General features: G+C 37.1%; 22 protein-coding genes and 1 tRNA gene. 13 read left to right on the forward strand and 10 right to left on the reverse strand.

Annotation, left to right across the window (positions count from 1 at the left end; translation table 11 throughout):
* The first annotated feature begins 89 nt into the window (after positions 1 to 89).
* The 6 genes from BQ5321_RS10965 (at position 90) to BQ5321_RS10990 (ending at position 5,709) form a co-directional block, all read left to right on the forward strand.
* Positions 90 to 749: a phosphatase PAP2 family protein gene (locus BQ5321_RS10965; RefSeq protein ID WP_071394530.1), complete on the forward strand. Its 660-nt coding sequence runs from the start codon at positions 90 to 92 to the stop codon at positions 747 to 749.
* Between the two features lie 62 nt (positions 750 to 811).
* The gene (glpK, locus tag BQ5321_RS10970) at positions 812 to 2,302 is read left to right on the forward strand and encodes a glycerol kinase GlpK (protein WP_071394531.1); all 1,491 of its coding nucleotides are present in this window, start codon (positions 812 to 814) and stop codon (positions 2,300 to 2,302) included.
* Between the two features lie 652 nt (positions 2,303 to 2,954).
* Positions 2,955 to 3,155, forward strand: a complete 201-nt coding sequence (locus tag BQ5321_RS10975) for a cold-shock protein (protein WP_071394532.1) — start codon at positions 2,955 to 2,957, stop codon at positions 3,153 to 3,155.
* 305 nt (positions 3,156 to 3,460) lie between these two features.
* The gene (locus tag BQ5321_RS10980) at positions 3,461 to 4,912 is read left to right on the forward strand and encodes a degradosome RNA helicase CshA (RefSeq protein WP_071394533.1); all 1,452 of its coding nucleotides are present in this window, start codon (positions 3,461 to 3,463) and stop codon (positions 4,910 to 4,912) included.
* Between the two features lie 113 nt (positions 4,913 to 5,025).
* Positions 5,026 to 5,226 (forward strand): cold-shock protein, encoded by a 201-nt coding sequence (locus BQ5321_RS10985; RefSeq protein ID WP_071394534.1) that lies wholly within the window; start codon positions 5,026 to 5,028, stop codon positions 5,224 to 5,226.
* 75 nt (positions 5,227 to 5,301) lie between these two features.
* Positions 5,302 to 5,709, forward strand: coding sequence for a cytosolic protein (locus tag BQ5321_RS10990; RefSeq protein ID WP_071394535.1), 408 nt, complete (start codon positions 5,302 to 5,304; stop codon positions 5,707 to 5,709).
* Between the two features lie 28 nt (positions 5,710 to 5,737).
* Here the strand turns inward: BQ5321_RS10990 and BQ5321_RS10995 are convergent, their stop codons facing one another.
* Positions 5,738 to 6,034 carry a DUF6509 family protein gene (locus BQ5321_RS10995; RefSeq protein ID WP_071394536.1) on the reverse strand — a complete coding sequence of 99 codons (297 nt, stop codon included), beginning with the start codon at positions 6,032 to 6,034 and terminating at the stop codon, positions 5,738 to 5,740.
* Between the two features lie 165 nt (positions 6,035 to 6,199).
* Here BQ5321_RS10995 and BQ5321_RS11000 point away from each other — a divergent pair, with 165 nt between their 5' ends.
* Entirely contained in the window at positions 6,200 to 7,648 is a 1,449-nt protein-coding gene (locus tag BQ5321_RS11000) for a bifunctional ADP-dependent NAD(P)H-hydrate dehydratase/NAD(P)H-hydrate epimerase (RefSeq protein ID WP_071394537.1), read from the forward strand.
* A 49-nt stretch (positions 7,649 to 7,697) separates the two neighbouring features.
* Here BQ5321_RS11000 and BQ5321_RS11005 read toward each other — a convergent pair whose 3' ends face one another.
* From BQ5321_RS11005 to BQ5321_RS11015, 3 genes are all read right to left on the reverse strand, one after another.
* Entirely contained in the window at positions 7,698 to 8,387 is a 690-nt protein-coding gene (locus BQ5321_RS11005; protein ID WP_071394538.1) for an LrgB family protein, read from the reverse strand.
* Positions 8,384 to 8,752, reverse strand: coding sequence for a CidA/LrgA family protein (locus BQ5321_RS11010; RefSeq protein ID WP_071394539.1), 369 nt, complete (start codon positions 8,750 to 8,752; stop codon positions 8,384 to 8,386). Before BQ5321_RS11010 ends, BQ5321_RS11005 begins: the two co-directional genes overlap by 4 nt.
* Positions 8,753 to 8,899: 147 nt before the next feature.
* On the reverse strand, positions 8,900 to 9,775 hold the full coding sequence (locus BQ5321_RS11015) for a LysR family transcriptional regulator (RefSeq protein WP_071394540.1): 876 nt from the start codon (positions 9,773 to 9,775) through the stop codon (positions 8,900 to 8,902).
* A gap of 288 nt (positions 9,776 to 10,063) precedes the next feature.
* On the opposite strand from BQ5321_RS11015, the gene BQ5321_RS11020 reads away from it, so the two are divergent.
* Both BQ5321_RS11020 and BQ5321_RS11025 read left to right on the forward strand, forming a co-directional pair.
* Positions 10,064 to 10,933 (forward strand): Cof-type HAD-IIB family hydrolase, encoded by an 870-nt coding sequence (locus BQ5321_RS11020; RefSeq protein WP_084786738.1) that lies wholly within the window; start codon positions 10,064 to 10,066, stop codon positions 10,931 to 10,933.
* A gap of 142 nt (positions 10,934 to 11,075) precedes the next feature.
* A tRNA-Thr gene (locus tag BQ5321_RS11025) sits at positions 11,076 to 11,148 on the forward strand.
* A 62-nt stretch (positions 11,149 to 11,210) separates the two neighbouring features.
* On the opposite strand, the gene yppF is transcribed toward BQ5321_RS11025, so the two are convergent.
* A complete protein-coding gene (gene yppF / locus BQ5321_RS11030) occupies positions 11,211 to 11,435 on the reverse strand; it encodes a YppF family protein (protein ID WP_071394541.1) in 225 nt (74 codons plus the stop codon).
* A gap of 358 nt (positions 11,436 to 11,793) precedes the next feature.
* Here yppF and BQ5321_RS11035 point away from each other — a divergent pair, with 358 nt between their 5' ends.
* Complete coding sequence (locus tag BQ5321_RS11035) at positions 11,794 to 12,228, forward strand: hypothetical protein (protein WP_071394542.1); 435 nt, start codon at positions 11,794 to 11,796, stop codon at positions 12,226 to 12,228.
* Between the two features lie 104 nt (positions 12,229 to 12,332).
* Here the strand turns inward: BQ5321_RS11035 and BQ5321_RS11040 are convergent, their stop codons facing one another.
* Together BQ5321_RS11040 and BQ5321_RS23725 are read right to left on the reverse strand one after the other, a co-directional pair.
* Positions 12,333 to 13,070, reverse strand: coding sequence for a hypothetical protein (locus tag BQ5321_RS11040; protein ID WP_071394543.1), 738 nt, complete (start codon positions 13,068 to 13,070; stop codon positions 12,333 to 12,335).
* A gap of 495 nt (positions 13,071 to 13,565) precedes the next feature.
* Complete coding sequence (locus BQ5321_RS23725) at positions 13,566 to 13,727, reverse strand: aspartyl-phosphate phosphatase Spo0E family protein (RefSeq protein ID WP_084786739.1); 162 nt, start codon at positions 13,725 to 13,727, stop codon at positions 13,566 to 13,568.
* A gap of 137 nt (positions 13,728 to 13,864) precedes the next feature.
* On the opposite strand from BQ5321_RS23725, the gene BQ5321_RS11045 reads away from it, so the two are divergent.
* Complete coding sequence (locus tag BQ5321_RS11045) at positions 13,865 to 14,476, forward strand: 5' nucleotidase, NT5C type (protein ID WP_084786939.1); 612 nt, start codon at positions 13,865 to 13,867, stop codon at positions 14,474 to 14,476.
* Positions 14,477 to 14,755: 279 nt separating this feature from the next.
* Complete coding sequence (locus tag BQ5321_RS11050) at positions 14,756 to 14,941, forward strand: hypothetical protein (RefSeq protein WP_071394545.1); 186 nt, start codon at positions 14,756 to 14,758, stop codon at positions 14,939 to 14,941.
* A 65-nt stretch (positions 14,942 to 15,006) separates the two neighbouring features.
* On the opposite strand, the gene BQ5321_RS11055 is transcribed toward BQ5321_RS11050, so the two are convergent.
* Entirely contained in the window at positions 15,007 to 15,363 is a 357-nt protein-coding gene (locus tag BQ5321_RS11055) for a DnaJ family domain-containing protein (protein WP_071394546.1), read from the reverse strand.
* A 121-nt stretch (positions 15,364 to 15,484) separates the two neighbouring features.
* Between BQ5321_RS11055 and BQ5321_RS11060 the strand changes: the two genes are divergently transcribed.
* A complete protein-coding gene (locus tag BQ5321_RS11060; RefSeq protein WP_071394547.1) occupies positions 15,485 to 15,682 on the forward strand; it encodes a hypothetical protein in 198 nt (65 codons plus the stop codon).
* Positions 15,683 to 15,789: 107 nt separating this feature from the next.
* Here the strand turns inward: BQ5321_RS11060 and BQ5321_RS24235 are convergent, their stop codons facing one another.
* Both BQ5321_RS24235 and BQ5321_RS11065 read right to left on the reverse strand, forming a co-directional pair.
* Positions 15,790 to 15,966 carry a hypothetical protein gene (locus BQ5321_RS24235; RefSeq protein WP_159433422.1) on the reverse strand — a complete coding sequence of 59 codons (177 nt, stop codon included), beginning with the start codon at positions 15,964 to 15,966 and terminating at the stop codon, positions 15,790 to 15,792.
* Positions 15,967 to 16,481: 515 nt separating this feature from the next.
* Positions 16,482 to 17,174 carry a Crp/Fnr family transcriptional regulator gene (locus BQ5321_RS11065; RefSeq protein ID WP_071394548.1) on the reverse strand — a complete coding sequence of 231 codons (693 nt, stop codon included), beginning with the start codon at positions 17,172 to 17,174 and terminating at the stop codon, positions 16,482 to 16,484.
* Positions 17,175 to 17,255 lie beyond the last annotated feature (81 nt).

Below are 17,255 nucleotides of genomic sequence, written 5' to 3' on the forward strand. Positions count from 1 at the left end.
ATTTGCCAAAGCGGATGAATTTCATCCGCTTTAATAACGATTAGCAAGTAAAAGCTTCAATTGACACATACATATGAAGGGATGAGAGAATGGAAACGTATGTACGTTCAGGAAAGAAGCTACAGTATTTAGGGGTTGCTGCTCTTCTGTTACTTCTTTTCCTCTATGGTTTTATTAAAATGTCCCAGCAGCTGAGCGGATTCGATATACAAGTTTTTGATCATCAAATGATAGCCTATATTCAATCGGCCATTTCCCCACAATTAACAGCCTTGATGCTAGTGATTACTTTTTTGGGCTCTGTCGGATGGATAACCTTTATTGTTGTTGTGCTTGTAATCGTTTTTCTTGTGAAGAAAAAGAGGGCATTAGCACTTTTTTTTGCTGCTTCGAGTGGCATCGGTGCATTATTTAATATGCTGCTGAAATGGCTGTTTAAAAGAGAAAGACCTGATATATTGCCCCTCATTAGTGAAGAAGGCTATAGTTTTCCCAGCGGTCATTCAATGGGTTCTTTGATTTTTTATGGATCCCTTGCCTATGTTTTACTTCATCTAGTAACTAAAAAGAGTCTTCAAACTGCTATCGTTATTGTCAACAGCATGACCATCCTTTTCATTGGATTATCAAGAATATATTTAGGTGTTCACTATCCAAGCGATATTGTCGGCGGCTTTTTAGCCGGGGGCGTCTGGCTGCTATTCTGTATCATTCTTTTTCGATATTACGAATACCGGCATGACTTATAGTATATTCAACGGATTAGGAATGATAAACTAAAGAGAGAAAGCATGGCTGGAGGGGGAAACCGATGGAAACTTATATTTTAGCATTAGACCAGGGAACAACGAGTTCTCGGGCAATTTTATTTAATAAAACTGGTGGGATTGTCCATACTGCACAAAAGGAATTCACGCAATATTTTCCAAATCCTGGCTGGGTCGAGCATAATGCGATTGAAATTTGGGGGTCGGTTTTGGCGGTTATTGCCAGTTGTTTAACAGAATCAGGGATTAAACCGGAACAAATAGCAGCTATTGGCATTACAAACCAACGCGAAACTACGGTGGTTTGGGATCGTCATACTGGGATGCCTATTTATCATGCAATTGTTTGGCAATCAAGACAAACAAGTAGTATCTGTGATGAATTAAAGGAAAAGGGATATAATAACTTATTTCGCAAGAAGACCGGCTTACTGCTTGATCCTTATTTTTCGGGGACTAAAGTCAAATGGATTCTCGACCATGTAGAAGGAGCACGTGAGAAAGCGGAGAAGGGTGAACTATTATTCGGGACAATTGATACCTGGTTAATTTGGAACCTTACAGGCCGGACAGCGCATGTGACGGATTATTCCAATGCTTCAAGGACATTAATGTTCAATATTTATGATTTAAAGTGGGATGATGAGCTATTAGACATTTTATCCGTAAAGAAAAATATGCTGCCAGAAGTCAAGGCGTCATCAGAGTTGTATGGATATACGGCTGAGGAGCATTTCTTCGGAAAAAAGGTTCCTATAGCCGGTGTTGCAGGAGATCAGCAGGCTGCTCTATTTGGGCAGGCATGCTTTGAAGAAGGAATGGCCAAAAATACGTATGGTACTGGCTGCTTTATGCTGATGAACACGGGTGAAAAGGCAGTCCAATCCGAGCATGGATTACTGACGACCATTGCATGGGGTATCGATGGGAAGGTTATCTACGCACTAGAAGGAAGTATTTTTGTCGCCGGTTCAGCGATTCAATGGCTGCGAGATGGGTTAAGAATGATTAAAACGTCAGCAGACAGCGAAAAATATGCAAAAAAAGCAGCTTCATCAGATGGAGTCTATGTCGTACCGGCATTTGTTGGATTAGGAACCCCTTATTGGGATAAGGATGTAAAGGGGGCTGTGTTCGGATTAACTCGCGGTACCACAAAGGAGCATTTTATCAGAGCAACTCTAGAATCACTTGCTTACCAAACAAAGGATGTTCTTTCGGCAATGGAGGCTGATTCAGGAATCAATTTGACTACCTTACGTGTTGATGGAGGAGCAGTGAAAAATAACTTTCTGATGGAGTTTCAAAGTGATCTATTAAATGTTCCTGTTCAAAGGCCGCAAATTAATGAAACCACTGCATTAGGTGCAGCATATTTAGCCGGTATTGCTGTTGGTTATTGGAGCGGGAGAGAGGAAATTGCTAAGCAATGGGCTATTGAGCATACCTTTTTACCTAAAATGGATATAAATCTGCGAACTCAACTTTATGAAGGGTGGCAAAAGGCGGTAAATGCGGCAATAGTATTTAAATAATATCATAGGCGAGTCTGCACGTTCAAAAGCACAGGCTCGCTCTGTTACTGGAAGAGAATTGACAAAAGAAGAAAAAACCCTTATTCTTAAGTAGGACATATTTTCGTATTGAACGAAAGTAAGATGTTTTGCTGTACTAGAGGACCATCGCAAGTAAGTACTATCACCTTCCAATAATACTTCCTTACATGAACGAATGTAATGTATCTTCGTATATCCAACACTCTTTGTAAAAAATCTCAAATCATCTTTTTATCACATTATAAGCAAAACCTGATTCCTATTGGCGCGGTCTCGGAACCGTATAGATGGAAGAGAGGCAGGGCTTCTGTTGTATTAGGTTTATTAATGATTCTAACTGAAAATATATTAATATAGATATGTCTAAAAAGGATGATCACAGGAACATGGTCATCCTTTTCTAATTTGATAAGCTAGATTAGATAATTTATGTGTTGACATTAATGGCAATAGCGATTATAGTAAAGATACGCTATTAAGTTCGGATATATATTTTTGGATAAGTTGTCGTAGCTGCGAAATCTGTAGTCGATGTTTATTCCTACAGATAAATATAGGCTACGATTTTTTTTATGGTAAATATTATATGTAAAACTTAGAGTGAATTTTTTATTTTTTCGGAGGTAACACAATGAACACAGGTAAAGTAAAATGGTTTAATGCAGAAAAAGGTTTTGGATTCATCGAATCTTCAGAAGGACAAGATGTATTCGTACACTTTTCCGCTATTCAAACTGAAGGCTTCAAAACTTTAGAAGAAGGCCAAGACGTTTCTTTTGAAATCGTTGAAGGTAACCGTGGACCACAAGCTGCTAATGTAGTGAAAGCATAATAATTGCTTATCTGGGTGATGCACTAAAAGATGCATCACCTTTTTCATGTGATTATTACTAGTACCTATTCTTTATAGAGGAATCCAAGCTGGATGATTCTATAAGGTCAATGGTGAGCTATTCACCGTTAATAAACCCGTTCGGACAAGCTTTTTTAGGTGAATGAGCAATATCCAATGGTTTTCTAGTACGGCTGTTTACTTTTTCTTAGCTAATCATGAAAAAAAGACAGGGGAAATGGAAACCATAGTATCGTACAGTGGGAATGTTACGATTTTAGTTATTTAAAGGAGGAAATTAAATTTTGACAACTTTTTCAGATTTCGGCTTATCAAGAGAACTTGAACAAGCCGTTTATAATATGGGCTTTGAGGAGCCATCACCGATTCAAGCGCAAGCCATTCCAATCGCATTAAGCGGTAAGGATATGATTGGGCAGGCGCAGACAGGAACCGGTAAGACTACTGCTTTCGGTGTACCTCTTTTAGAGAAGATAAGTGTTGATGCAGGCATTCAAGGACTTGTTGTTTGTCCTACCCGTGAACTTGCAGTCCAAGTGGCAGAAGAGCTTAATCGGATTGGGCAAGTAAAGGGAATACGCACCCTGCCTATATATGGTGGACAGGATATCGGACGACAAATTCGAGCATTAAAGAACCGTCCACAGGTCATTGCAGCTACACCAGGCCGCTTAATCGACCATATTGAGAGAAAAACGATTCGTCTAGACCATATTAAAATGGTGGTGCTAGATGAAGCAGATGAAATGCTGAATATGGGATTTGTAGAGGACATTGAAAAAATCCTAGCCAAAGTACCTGATGAAAGACAAACGCTGTTATTTTCTGCTACTATGCCAAGACGAATCCAGGCATTAGCAGAAAAATTCATGGTAGAGCCTGAGCTTGTCAGAATCAAAGCGAAGGAAATGACGGTAACAAACATTGAGCAGCATTATATCGAAGTACATGAGAAGCAAAAGTTTGATGTTTTATGTGGTTTGCTTGATATTCAATCGCCAGATTTAGCAATCGTTTTTGGCAGAACAAAAAAACGGGTTGATGAGGTTGTTGAGGGGCTAATTAAAAGAGGTTATTCTGCAGAAGGAATACACGGTGATATTCCACAGGCAAAGCGAGACACCGTCATTCGCCGTTTTAAAGAGCAATCAATTGATATTATGGTTGCCACAGATGTTGCTGCTCGTGGCCTTGATATCAGTGGAGTTTCTCATGTGTACAACTTTGACATTCCACAGGACCCAGAAAGCTATGTCCATCGTATCGGCCGAACAGGGCGTGCCGGGAACAAAGGGAAGGCAGTTACGTTTGTCACTCCAAGAGAAACGGATCATTTAAGAATTATTGAAAACATGACAAAAAAGAAAATGATGAAAATGCCAATTCCTACAACACACGATGTATTGGCTGGTAACCAAAGGGTAGCCATTAATCAATTGTTGGAGACAATTGATAATAACGACTACCAGGAATATAAGCGATTAGCAGAAAATTTACTTGAAGATAAAGATTCTGTTACCCTTTTAGCCGCAGCCTTAAAATTAATTACGAAGGAGCCCGATGCAACTCCGGTTAAGCTAACGGCAGTTGAGCCATTGAGATCGAAGAAGCCAAAAGGTGACTTTAGTAAGCGTCGCGGTAGTAATGATAGAAATAGTCGTAATGATAAAGGCAGGTCTCGTGATCGGGACCGTAGAAGAGGTAGAAATCGTCCTTCTAACGAAAGAAATCGTTAAAAAAGATAAAATTTATGAGAAAAGCATTATAAAATTCGAGAAAATTACCCATATTATTAAAGACAGAATTTCATTCTGATTTTTTTAGTTATTTGATTTAGGAGGAAAAGTAAATGGCAACAGGTAAAGTAAAATGGTTTAATGCTGAGAAAGGTTTCGGATTTATTGAAGTCGAAGGTGGAGACGATGTATTCGTACACTACTCAGCAATCCAAACTGACGGATTCAAAAGCCTTGATGAAGGTCAAGAAGTTAGTTTTGATATAGAAGAAGGTCAACGTGGACCTCAAGCAGTAAATGTAAATAAAATATAATGAATGATAAAGCCCGCTTTATAATAAAGCCGGGCTTTATTTATGGAAGTTTGATTAGAGAACGGAGGAAAATATATGAAAACATTCAAAGTGCAGTTTCACCAGGAAGATCAAATGGATACGATGACAGTTCAAAAATTAAGTGAAGAAGATTTTAACAATCGAACAGAAGGTGGTACAAGGCATTTATTTGAGCTTGATACCAATGTTGGCTTTTTCATTTTCTTTGATGCGGTGGACAAGGATGGTAGAGAGTCCTATCTAGTTCTTCAATATGAAGAAGAAAGCGAAGATCCTAGTGCTTGTTTTGGATTTGAATTAAGTGACTTTTATCAATTTACAGCATTATATTTAAATGATTTAGAATTTCAAGAGGAGCTTGAAGAGGGTGACGACGAAGCAGAAGAAGTATATACGCCAATCCACCATCTTGCCCATCTAATGTATCATATCGTTGAAGAAGGAAAACAAATTGAAGCATAAAAAAAAGGGATCCGGACGGATCTCTTTTTTATGCTTCTTCTGTCTGGTCATAGTGGGTAATACAAAAATCATGGACCATTTTCTCTTCTTCATCCTCAAGAGCAAAATCCAAAAATTTATTTTCAATGCTGTCATAGAAGTGATAATTTAATATTTTGGCTTCGGCACCTTCAACAAAAAAGAGCACCTTTAATTGTAGTCCATGTTCATTGTAAAGCTCATCATCCTCAGGCACTTCAATGGTAAGAAAAAATTCATAACGCTCCCCAGCTAAAATCCCGGTTGGATCTTTTATTTGCTCAACTGTATATTCAGTAATATTCACTATATAATGCATCCTTTCGCGGTAAACTCATCATGTATAGCCTTATTATTATTGGTAAGACCTTTCTCATTATACACTAACTAGCTTGTCATGAAACTGTTTTTTCTCATACGAACAGTAAAAGTATTATAATGATTTTAGACTTGTGGGAAAGAGGGGAAGAATATGCATCTTTATAATGGTCAGCAAATTAAGGAGATTGACAAAAAAGCAGAGCATATGGGAATGTCTTTATTTTCACTAATGGAGAATGCAGGAGCTGGTCTATTTCGTCAGCTGGCATCATTTATTAAAAGAAATGAAAAAATTCTGATTTTAGCCGGGAAAGGAAATAATGGAGGAGATGGAATTGTTCTTGCTCGTTATTTAAAAAATCACCATTATCAAGTTTCCTTAGTGTTTCCGATGGGAGAATCCAAAACAAAAACAGCACTAGAACATCTTGCCTACTATCAAGCCTGCGGCTATGACATAGATATATACTCATCAGATTTACAGGCTGATTGGGTGATTGATGCTTTATTAGGAGTTGGGAGTCAATTACCATTACGAGCTGATGTAGCTGCAGTGACAGATTGGATAAACCATACAGGTGCAAAGGTTGTAGCAGTAGATATTCCGACAGGTGTTTCCGCTGATAGTGGGGATATGGATGCTTATGCTATTCATGCTGATTATACTTATGCTTTGCATGGCTATAAACCGTCAGCTTTCTTATTTCCAGCTAGTGAGCATTATGGAGATGTTTCAGTCATTGATATCGGAATTCAGCAAACTAGCAGCTGGAAGGTGTGGACAGCAGACGATGTTCGAAAGACATGGTCAAAGCCAACAGGGAATACCCATAAAGGGACCTTTGGGACAAATTTATTGATTGCCGGCAGTGATGAAATGCCTGGTAGTGCTGCTTTAGCTGCAATCGGTGCCCTGCGCTTTGGAACAGGCAAGCTGACTGTTGCCACGACAAAGCATGCTTCCACCATTATTGGTTCGTTTGCACCTGAAGCGACTTTTTCCTATGAAACAAATTATCATGATATGGCCAAGCATTACTTATCAGTGGCAATTGGACCAGGTCTTAATCCCGATGATAAGCTCGAGAGCATGATTCAAGATCTATTGAAACAGCCTGTCTCGCTTATTCTTGATGCAGGAGCATTGAGCAAACGAAGCTATCAAAAGAGAAAAAATCCAACCATCTTGACACCGCATCCTGGTGAATTCAGTCGTTTGACAGGTATAGCTACAGCTGAAATACAAGGTAATCGTATTCGGTTAGCCTCACAATATGCTGTTGAGAATGGATTAATTGTTGTTTTGAAAGGGAAAAATACGGTTATTGCGTATCCTGATGGGACAGGTGTTATCAATAGAACTGGTAACCGTGCCTTATCAAAAGGGGGAACAGGTGATACATTGACGGGAATGCTTCTAGCAAGCGTTGGAATTCAGCAAAATACTAAAGCTGCAATTGCTAATGCTGTTTTCATACACGGGGCTTGTGCTGATTATTGGATAAAAGAGAATGGGGACCAAGCCATGTCTGCGCATGATTTCGACCAGCTGCTTCCGAAGGTATGTCGGCATTATGCAAGTAATATCGATGAGCTGTAGAGGGTTATATAAAAATGATGCTTTGGTAGGGAAAATGATTTCCAAAGCATCATGGCATGATTGTCATTAACGTAGGAATGAGAGAGTTGACCCAAAATAGTGATATCCAGGCTGCAAAAATCATCGCAATCATTGAAAAGGTTGCCTCCTTTTCGCCATATTCCATCGCGGCGCTTGTACCTGAACCGTGTGCCCCCATACCAAGAGCCAAGCCTCTGGCAATTGGGGATTTAATAGAAAACCACTTAATAATGTATGGACCAATTATACCCCCAGTTATTCCGGTTACAATGACAAAAATGGTGGTTAAGGATGGAAGACCACCAATGTCCTTTGAAATTTCAATCGCAACTGGTGTTGTGATTGATCGAGGTAACAAACTTAATAAAAGGTCTGACTGTAAATGAGCGATGATGGCTAAGATAAAAGAAGAAATAATTGCCACAAATGTACCGGATGTGATACTGACAAGAATATTTCCAATATATTTTTTTAGTAATGGCAAATGCTTATAGATTGGAATGGCAAAGGCAACTGTTGCAGGACCTAGCATATGTGTAATAAATCTTGCATCTGAAATATAGCTGTTTACCGGAATATCAATGAGCGAAACCAACCCAATAATGATCAATGTACTGATGACTAGCGGATTGAATAAAGGAAAGGACCATTTTTTGTAGGCTTTTTTTGTTAGGATATAAACAATAAACGTAACAGCAGTGGCAAACAAAATATTCATTCTTGTTCCCTCACTTTCCAATTATTGATTTTTTCGGCAATGTATGCAGTTGTGCCGATGACGATGAAGGTACTTAAGCCTACTAATAATACGGATTCAATTCCCTGCCAGCTGAATAATTCATCATAATTAACAATACCAACCGCCGAAGGAATAAAGAAAAGTAAAAGCTCAGCTAACAACCAGTTACCGCCCTGTTCAATCCATCCTAATTTGACTATTTTAAGCATTAAGGCTGCTAAGAGAAGTAACAGCCCTACCATCGAAGCGGGAATCGGGATGGGGAATACCGATTTAATCAACGATCCAAGTAAGAGAAATAGATGGATAAATAGGATTTGTAACATAATCGTCATGGCTTTCATTTTCTTCACTCCTTCAACATTCCGTTTGGTTACTTATACTATAATGGGAATGCTGCTTACGGTAAAATACCATTATTTTATCATTGGCATAACTAAAAGTTATGAAAGGGCTTTTTATTATGAGAAAATGTTTTCATAAGATGGAACCTATTTTTGGTTGAGAATGAAGTTCATGAATGTTCTAGCCGCATTTGATATATATTTGTCCTTTTTCATCACAACGGCAAGATTCCAGGGAGTGGCTGGTAATAAATGAATCATTTTGATCTGTTCATTATCTATCCGGTTACAAATAGATTCAGGCATAATCGTCACCCCTAAGTTGGCTGCCACAATTTCAGCTATAAAGTCCCATTGTGAACTTTTAAAAAGAATATTTGGTGCAAACCCTTCGCTAATACATTGCTTCCAGATAATATCGTGGAGCGCAAAATCCTCACTGAAGAAGATAAATTCCTCCTGTTCAAGCTCCCTTAAATAAACAGCTTCCCGGTAAGCTAGCGGATGATCCTTTTGTACAAGTAGCTTGAGCTCTTCACTGACAATTGGCAGGATCTCAAGGTCATCCTCCTGCACGGGTAAGACGGCAATACCAAGTTCAATTTCTCCCTCAAGCACCTTTTTGGTCAATCTAGGTGCTGCATACTCAGTAATATTTATTTTTATATTGGGATATGCCTTATGAAATGCAGCTAACACCTTAGGGAAAAATAGACTCCCGGCAATTGGAGGTATCCCAATCTGAATCATTCCTCTTTTTAGATTAGACATGTCCTCTAATGTTGTAGACATTTCATCAAGCAGGGCTAGCATTTTCTTGGCGTATTCCATCACAATATAGCCAGCATCTGTAACCTCGCTCGATTTATTACTGCGGATAATTAATGTCATGCCAAGCTCTTCTTCAAGACCTTTTATCATTTTGCTAAGAGCGGGCTGTGAGATATGAAGAATCTCTGCCGCCTTTGTCATGTTTTTCTGTTTAGCTACCTCAAGAAAATAGATTAATTGACGTATGTCCATTTATATAACCACCATTTCACATTAAAACTTTACATTAATGATACTATTTAAGCGGACAAAATGCTTTTAACTTCATTCAGCAAATGCTTTTTGTACTGAAAGCTTGCGACAGGTACAGAAGTTAAACCTCCGGCGGATGTCTCGGATTTTTTAAAGGTATTATCGAGCGAGCACGATAAAAATCCGGACGCAAATTTGACGGGCGAATTTGATCAAATAGGCGTTAAGCGAAATCAGTTGGTTTTTCTGGCTATTTTTGTTACATTACGTAGGTAAGGAGAGGGTTAAATGATTAAATTACTTGCTATTGATCTTGATGGTACATTACTTGATAAAGGAAAATATATCAGCAAAAGGAATATTGCAGCCATTCAAACTCTAAAGCAAAGGGGAGTAGAAGTGGTGATCGCAACGGGCAGGGCGAACTTTGATGCTCAGAATATATTCAAGGATATTCCCTTCGACCCTTGGATTATTGGGACGAATGGTGCGACGATTCATAAGCCAAGTGGAGAGTTATTCCAATCGATTCCACTTGAAAAATCATTAGCGCTGACAATGCTCGAGACATTGGAAAAGGAACAGCTTTATTATGAGGCCTTTATTGAGGGAGAAATATGTGCACCGGAGTATGGACGAAAGCTATTGTTCCAAGAGATGGATCGTCTTCATAGCGGGAATCCAGACCTTGATATTGATTTACTCCGTCTGGAGGTCGAAATCCAATTTGGACAATCTTCTTTTCAATTTATTCCTTCCTATCAGAAATTACAGGATATAGACAGCGATATTTACAATATCTTAACTTATTCCTTTGACGATGATAAGCTAAAAAAAGGCTGGTCACAATTTACGGATATTCAGGATGTCACCATCGTTCAATCAGGAATCCATAATTTCCATCTTCAACATAAACAAGCATCCAAGGGGAATGCCTTAAAGCTGCTTGCTGAAGAGCTGCAGATTAATCTATCAGAATGTGCAGCAGTCGGTGATAATTATAATGATTTGTCTATGTTAGAGATTGCCGGACTGAGTGCTGCAATGGGGAATGCTGATAGAGAAATTAAAGAAGCCTGTAGCATTGTCACGAAGTCAAATAATGAGGATGGTGTGGCACACTTTATCGAAGCATTTCTTCTGGAAAATAGAGGATAAAAGAGCAGAGCTAATGAAGCTTCCCTTGGATTTGTAATTGGTACAAATATTTGAACAAATAAAGTACTCTATTTACTATTTCTATTGATACGCTATAATGAAAACGTCCATAAAAAGAGACCATTAAGGGCTTCCATAGGCTGCTGGTGTAGCTCAGTCGGTAGAGCACTTCACTCGTAATGAAGAGGTCGCAGGTTCAAGTCCTGTCTCCAGCACTCATAAAAAAACAAACAACCACTTGATCAATTAGTAAGGGTGAAGTGGTTGTTTGTTTCTTTTAGCTTGTAAAATAATATATTTCATATGGATTGCTTTTAATAAAATAATTTTCAGGCTTTACGGCATTGCGTTGATCCAGTTCAGAAAAAATCAGCTTGTATTCTGAAGCAGAGAGTTCGCCATAAAGATAAGCTTTTTGCGTATAATCGAGCAGTTCATTGACATGTAACGGTTTTCGTTTCTTTTCAAGTGTAAAGCGATAAATGAGGTTTTCAATTAACATTGTTGTTTCCCCTCTTTCTTTTACAATTGATTTATGTAATGTGTAATGATTTCTAAATCAAGTATAACATGTTGAGTTGATTAAAATTATTTTTATAAAATTCAAACTTACGACACATTTTTACAATAATATTGCTTGAATGGAAGTGAAGAACCTTAATAACATGTCTGTTAAGTCGTTTGTGCCGTATCAAATGATAAAAAAGAAACAGAAGGTTTGTTGAATTTTGTCGAAAATACTAATTTATGGACGTTTTAAGTATAAAGTTAGCTTGAAATCAGTGGAAAAGTACACCAAATATGTAAATATTTATCCGTTACTTCCTTTATCATGGTAAAATGTCATGAGGAGGGGAGTTATGAGAATCAAAATCATTATTAGCATTTTACTCTTGATTTCAGTAACAGGATGTCAATCTCTAATCCAGATGTCAACTAAAAATGAGGATCAGGATAAGCTTAACAGCAGGGAAATGACGGAAGAAGAACAAGCATATATTGAATTTTTATTAACCGAGGAATATGATGAGTTAATTTCTATAACCGAAGATCGAAAGTCAGAGGTAAAACAAGACTATTATCTTCTCGCAGCTTCACTGAAGCAGTATGATGAAGCAGAAGAAAGAAAACAGAATCCGGATGTAACCAATGAAGAACTTGAATTACGCTATTCACTTATCCTGCAGCAATTAAGAAAAGTATCTTATATTCCGACAGAGATTAAAGATCAAATTATAGAAGTAAAAAAGTTAGCATTATACCAAAAAGAATATTATGCAAATCAGCAATTATAATAGGATACATAGAACTCAAAAGTTTGAAATTCTTTAATCCTTGCTGGCTTATTAAGAATAGCCGGCAAGGATTTTTTACTGTTATTCCATGGGATAAAAGGTGTTTATTTTTGAATTTTTACATCCTGTAGGGTTAAATATTGGCCATCTGAAACCGTAATATACATATCAGCCTGAACATTTTCATTGGTTACAACACTCGTCAACTGATGACTGCTGTCAGAGCTCACCTCTAAATACCCCATACCAATTGAACTGTCTAGAATAACCTTGTATTCTCCAGCAGGAATATCTTGTCCTACCTTAAACATTCCATTATCGTATATTCCATCTTCTGGTATAACTGAGGGTGCAGAGGATATGGGATACATTTCTGCGTCCTGCAGCTTAAAATATTCTCCTTCGTGTAAAGTTACATAGGTATGGGCGCCATTACTTAAATTTTCATTAAATAGGATGCTGTCTAACTGTCCTGTGCTGTCTGATGCACTTTCAATATAAGCAAATCCCTTTGCAAAAACTAAATATTCACCGACTGGTATGTCTGTACCTACCTTATAGGTTCCTTTTGTGATTTTTTCCTTTCCCTTCTCTTCAGCAGGCGGCGTAGATTTCTTTTCCTCATTTTCAGGAGGTGCATCTGGAGTAGTAGTGTTTTCATTTTGTGCACTGTCCGCTGTTAGTTGATCCAATTGTTTATCGTGATTTAGATTTTCATTCTCTAGCGCCTTGTCACGGTCACCTTCATCAAAAAAGGCTGGGAGTGCAAAAATGAATAAGAGTGCGAGCAGCCAAACCCACCATTTCTTGTAGAATGGTTTTTCCTTTCTTTCGCTTGCCATGCAGTTACCTCCAAAGTTTAGAATTAGTGGCTTTCGTACGTATTTTGGTCGTAAGAGGCTAATTCAATGCATTGAATAAAGCGTACAAGAAATAAAACGTAATCTACCTCCATTTTATTAACTATTAAGTATGTATATAGATTTATGTCGAAAATTGATATACGGAAATAATTGCAGGTGAAAGCGCTTTCTGTTAAGATAAAGTTAGGTTGGATGGCACGCGTGGCCATCATCGTATTTAGCGTAGGCGGGGCTAAATACAGGGGATAGCTTTTGAAATCATAATGATTGGTCAGTACCTTTTAATAAAAACTTGAAATGTATTTTGACAGGCTGGTTATCTGATACACTATGTGTATGGCGATTAAAGGAAGCTGTCTCTAAAATATGAAGGTTCTATTTAAACTTTAGAACATTTATGGGCAAAGCCTATTCGTACAAAACGGATAGGTTTTATTTATTGGTGAGAGTTGAGGATGTTACTCCATGTACTGGCTATTGGTTTTGTTTTTGATATTGCACAATTAATTCATCAAGCTTTTGACTTGCAGTAAGGGTCTGGACGCTATTGAATCCATGCTTTAAGCCTGTTTCAATTAATACTTTTCGATGTAATTCAATCATTGATTCGATTTTTTGATTATATATCATTCTCATTAGACTAACCTCTTTTATTAAAAAATCAACATTATCAATTTTACAGTTAAGATAGACAATTGTAAATTTGTAATTTCTATAGATAACTATTGATATAATAGATGCTACTTTTGACTAAGCAGCTACAGCCTATTAAAATGAATGTATGTACGTTAAATACAGCTAAAATAAGGATAATTGAGGGAAATACTATGAAATTTGGATTTGATATTGATGATACATTAATTAATTTACGTGAGCATGCCTTTCATATTTATAATAAAAAATTAAACACGATGGCTTCTTTAGAAGAATTTTACGCTTTAAAACGGGTGGAAATTCATGAACCTTTTGGTTTATCAGATGAAGAGGGGAAGGAGATGTGGAATCGTTCGTTAGAGGATATTTATTATACGGATTGTCCTGCATTTCCTGATGCAGTGGAAACCTTGAATAGATTAGTCATGGAAGGCCATGAAATCTACTATATAACATCAAGACCTAAAGAACATGGAGAACGAACAAAGGAATGGATGAAAAGGCAGGGATTTCCGATAATGGATGATCGGTTTTATTATGGTATGCAGGATGATGAGAAGGTCGGAATTATCCAAAGCTTACAGCTTGATTATTACTTCGACGATAAGCCTGCCGTATTAAATACACTTTCTTCCGATTCATTAAAGGTCATTGTAAAGGATCAATCGTATAATCGTGATGTTCAATTCCCTCGTCTCATCCACTGGAATGAGTTACAGAAGATATTATAGTAAGCCGATGAAACGAATGATAAAATCCGCTGCTTATTCTGCGGATTTTTCGTTCTCTTCTGCGCAAGTAAAACAAAGCGTTATCTTGTCATCTGTATGAATCCCATTGAAAAATCCATCTATACAATAAATCGCTTTACCACACCTGCTACACTTACTGACTATTTCGTTCATTAAGACACTCCCTTTTTGGTGAGATGGATAAAAATGATAGACATATTTTCTAGACATCATGGAGAAGATAAATGTTAAATGCACTGTAACTAGGAGGTTGAAGGGATGAATAATCAGTGGCAAGGCCTTCGTGAGGATAAAAGACAGCAATTGGCTGAACAAATATTCCATGAGATGCAAGAAGGTTATTATCAATCCACGATGGATTTTTGTCAGGAGATTTCGAAGGAATTAGACGGCACCATTCATGCATTAGACTTGACTGTTAGACAGAAACAAAACTACGACTAATACTAGTAATGAAAAAGGGAGGGGACGCTCTCATTTGATTTAGATGCCCGAAACTCCCTTCTGGCCTATTTAAATAGCTTTTGATAAATAATATTAGCATATTCTCGAAATTTCGAATTGAACCGCAGTTTTCGCTCATCGACCATTTCATCGAATTTCATTCTTCTTTCGTAATGGCCTTTTTCAAGTCCATCTGTTGCACAGTGAATTAAATCCTCGAACGTGATCATTGGATTTCTTTTATCCTTCTGCTCTGAGAGATAGCCGGCATTTTTAAGCATTCGGTAGCCCATTTTTAATTCAGGTGATAAACCCGGTAGGTCATCTGAATCGTCTAAAGGTTTTCCTATACCTGGAAGGTCATTAAACTCGCCATTATCTACTGCTTTTTTTATTTTTTCCTCAACAAAGTAATAATACATCTTGCTCAGCTCCCTGCAAAACCAATTGGAAGGTATTTAGATTATGTATAAAAGAAATGAGACTGTCAAAAATATAACAAAAGTCAATTAGTAACCCATAATAAATAGGTGGAGGAACGGTATGGAAAACGATCAAGTGACTGCAAAGACAGAAGTTTATGGTTTGGATCAGCAACGTCAGCAGCTCGAACAATTTATGTATCAAGAAGCACAGAGGGCTGGATCTCCCGCTTCGATGGACCTATACAAGGCCGTATCGCAGGAGTTAAACAATATGTCTGACAGGGGAATTGAAATTATGCTCCGTCATAAGCATTAACTAAATGGGACAGAGCTAGTTCTATAAATAAAAGCCAGGAACTTGTTCGTCAGTCCTGGCTTTTAGTGTGTATAGGCGGATTCTTTTTCTGAAGCAGGTTTGAGTGATTAACCATCCACTAAATTAGCATAGGATTCAGAAATATCCTTGAATTCACCTTCTGTCGTAATAAATCCAGGATTTTCATCGAAACAATCAGCATGTGTCAGTTTACTAAAAATATCTAATACTACTTGATCATCATCTTTAAATACAGCTTGGCATTTACTGCAAATGTTATTCATTTTCCATTCCCTCTTTCTTTTGTTGTTGAGATTATTCTAACATGGAAGTGCTTACATAAATTTGAATAAATAAAGAAATTAATATAAGCAAGTTAAAAATAATAGAATCAAGCGAAAATGGAGCGCTTAAGCCAACAATCAATAGGGAATGAATTCAATGGTAGATAGAAATAATTTTGAACATTTTGTGTCTAAATTATATGAAAATTCAATAAAAGTGAAATTTATATGAGAAATATGTGAAATATTATTTCATTAATATACTTAAATGAATAAAAAATATATAAATAGTGTTAAATATAAAAACTACAATTATAGTGATATTGTACATGAGATTCAAAGTTAAAGAAAGGTTTTTCGGTAAAAAAACAAAAAATGTTTTATAGTTGTTTTTTGCTGAAAAATAAGATGTTTACTAGGAGTAAGACAGGTTTTATATTAATGGATTGAATGTTCTACTCAAATCCCTAAAAAAACCCAAAACCTCTTAAGAAGTCTCTAAAGAGGTTTTGGGTTTAGGCAATAATTTCTTGTTGGAGATGTACAGGGTTTAAAATGAGATATCCATCTTCATCCAGTCTCAAAAATCCTTTTTTCTTAAGCAGGTTTACGGTTCTGCTAATGGTTTCACGTGAGGTTCCAATCATATGAGCAAGTTCACGGTTTGTAAAATGGGTAGTAAGTTTGTAATAGTCTCCATACTTTACTCCATTTGATTTACATAGTCTTATAAACAAGAGAATAATTTGTTCATACGTATTATGTAGTATTTGTTCTTCAAGACGTGCATGGAGATCGACGATTTTCTCGCCAAGAATATTAAATAATTTAATACACATTTCTGGGTTACTTAACAGTATTTTTTCAAATTGATAAATAGGTAAAATTGTCATATGTACTTCTTCTATAACCTTTGCAGTGGCAGGGTGTTTTCCACTTCTGAAAAATCCAACATAAGGAAACATTTCACCGGCTTCTAAGAAAGACATAATTTGCTCTCTTCCTAAAGAGTCACTTCTGAAAAACTTCACCTTACCAGAATGAAGAATAAAAATTTTAGTCAGGGGAGTCCCTTGCATACATATATACTTTTTTGGTTTATAGATACGATATTGCGCTATTTTATAGATATTGGCAGTCTCATTATCTGATAATTCATTAAATAACGGAATGACTTTTAGCTTCGTCAACCAATCTTCAAACTTCAAGGATGCCACCTCTTTTCATACATTTAACTTCATTCAGCAGAAGTCCTCCACTTCTACAAGTGGGGGATGAATGCAAATGGT

The sequence above is a fragment of the Bacillus tuaregi genome, assembly GCF_900104575.1.
Classification (GTDB): Bacteria; Bacillota; Bacilli; order Bacillales; family Cytobacillaceae; genus Bacillus_BD; species Bacillus_BD tuaregi.

Coding starts and splice junctions, on each gene's coding strand:
- BQ5321_RS10965 (WP_071394530.1), top strand. CDS start 90: ATGGAAACGTATGTACGTTCAGGAAAGAAGCTACAGTATTTAGGGGTT.
- glpK (WP_071394531.1), top strand. CDS start 812: ATGGAAACTTATATTTTAGCATTAGACCAGGGAACAACGAGTTCTCGG.
- BQ5321_RS10975 (WP_071394532.1), top strand. CDS start 2,955: ATGAACACAGGTAAAGTAAAATGGTTTAATGCAGAAAAAGGTTTTGGA.
- BQ5321_RS10985 (WP_071394534.1), top strand. CDS start 5,026: ATGGCAACAGGTAAAGTAAAATGGTTTAATGCTGAGAAAGGTTTCGGA.
- BQ5321_RS10990 (WP_071394535.1), top strand. CDS start 5,302: ATGAAAACATTCAAAGTGCAGTTTCACCAGGAAGATCAAATGGATACG.
- BQ5321_RS11000 (WP_071394537.1), top strand. CDS start 6,200: ATGCATCTTTATAATGGTCAGCAAATTAAGGAGATTGACAAAAAAGCA.
- BQ5321_RS11005 (WP_071394538.1), bottom strand. CDS start 8,387: ATGAATATTTTGTTTGCCACTGCTGTTACGTTTATTGTTTATATCCTA.
- BQ5321_RS11010 (WP_071394539.1), bottom strand. CDS start 8,752: ATGAAAGCCATGACGATTATGTTACAAATCCTATTTATCCATCTATTT.
- BQ5321_RS11015 (WP_071394540.1), bottom strand. CDS start 9,775: ATGGACATACGTCAATTAATCTATTTTCTTGAGGTAGCTAAACAGAAA.
- BQ5321_RS11020 (WP_084786738.1), top strand. CDS start 10,064: ATGATTAAATTACTTGCTATTGATCTTGATGGTACATTACTTGATAAA.
- yppF (WP_071394541.1), bottom strand. CDS start 11,435: ATGTTAATTGAAAACCTCATTTATCGCTTTACACTTGAAAAGAAACGA.
- BQ5321_RS11035 (WP_071394542.1), top strand. CDS start 11,794: ATGAGAATCAAAATCATTATTAGCATTTTACTCTTGATTTCAGTAACA.
- BQ5321_RS11040 (WP_071394543.1), bottom strand. CDS start 13,070: ATGGCAAGCGAAAGAAAGGAAAAACCATTCTACAAGAAATGGTGGGTT.
- BQ5321_RS23725 (WP_084786739.1), bottom strand. CDS start 13,727: ATGAGAATGATATATAATCAAAAAATCGAATCAATGATTGAATTACAT.
- BQ5321_RS11045 (WP_084786939.1), top strand. CDS start 13,865: ATGAATGTATGTACGTTAAATACAGCTAAAATAAGGATAATTGAGGGA.
- BQ5321_RS11050 (WP_071394545.1), top strand. CDS start 14,756: ATGAATAATCAGTGGCAAGGCCTTCGTGAGGATAAAAGACAGCAATTG.
- BQ5321_RS11055 (WP_071394546.1), bottom strand. CDS start 15,363: ATGTATTATTACTTTGTTGAGGAAAAAATAAAAAAAGCAGTAGATAAT.
- BQ5321_RS11060 (WP_071394547.1), top strand. CDS start 15,485: ATGGAAAACGATCAAGTGACTGCAAAGACAGAAGTTTATGGTTTGGAT.
- BQ5321_RS24235 (WP_159433422.1), bottom strand. CDS start 15,966: ATGAATAACATTTGCAGTAAATGCCAAGCTGTATTTAAAGATGATGAT.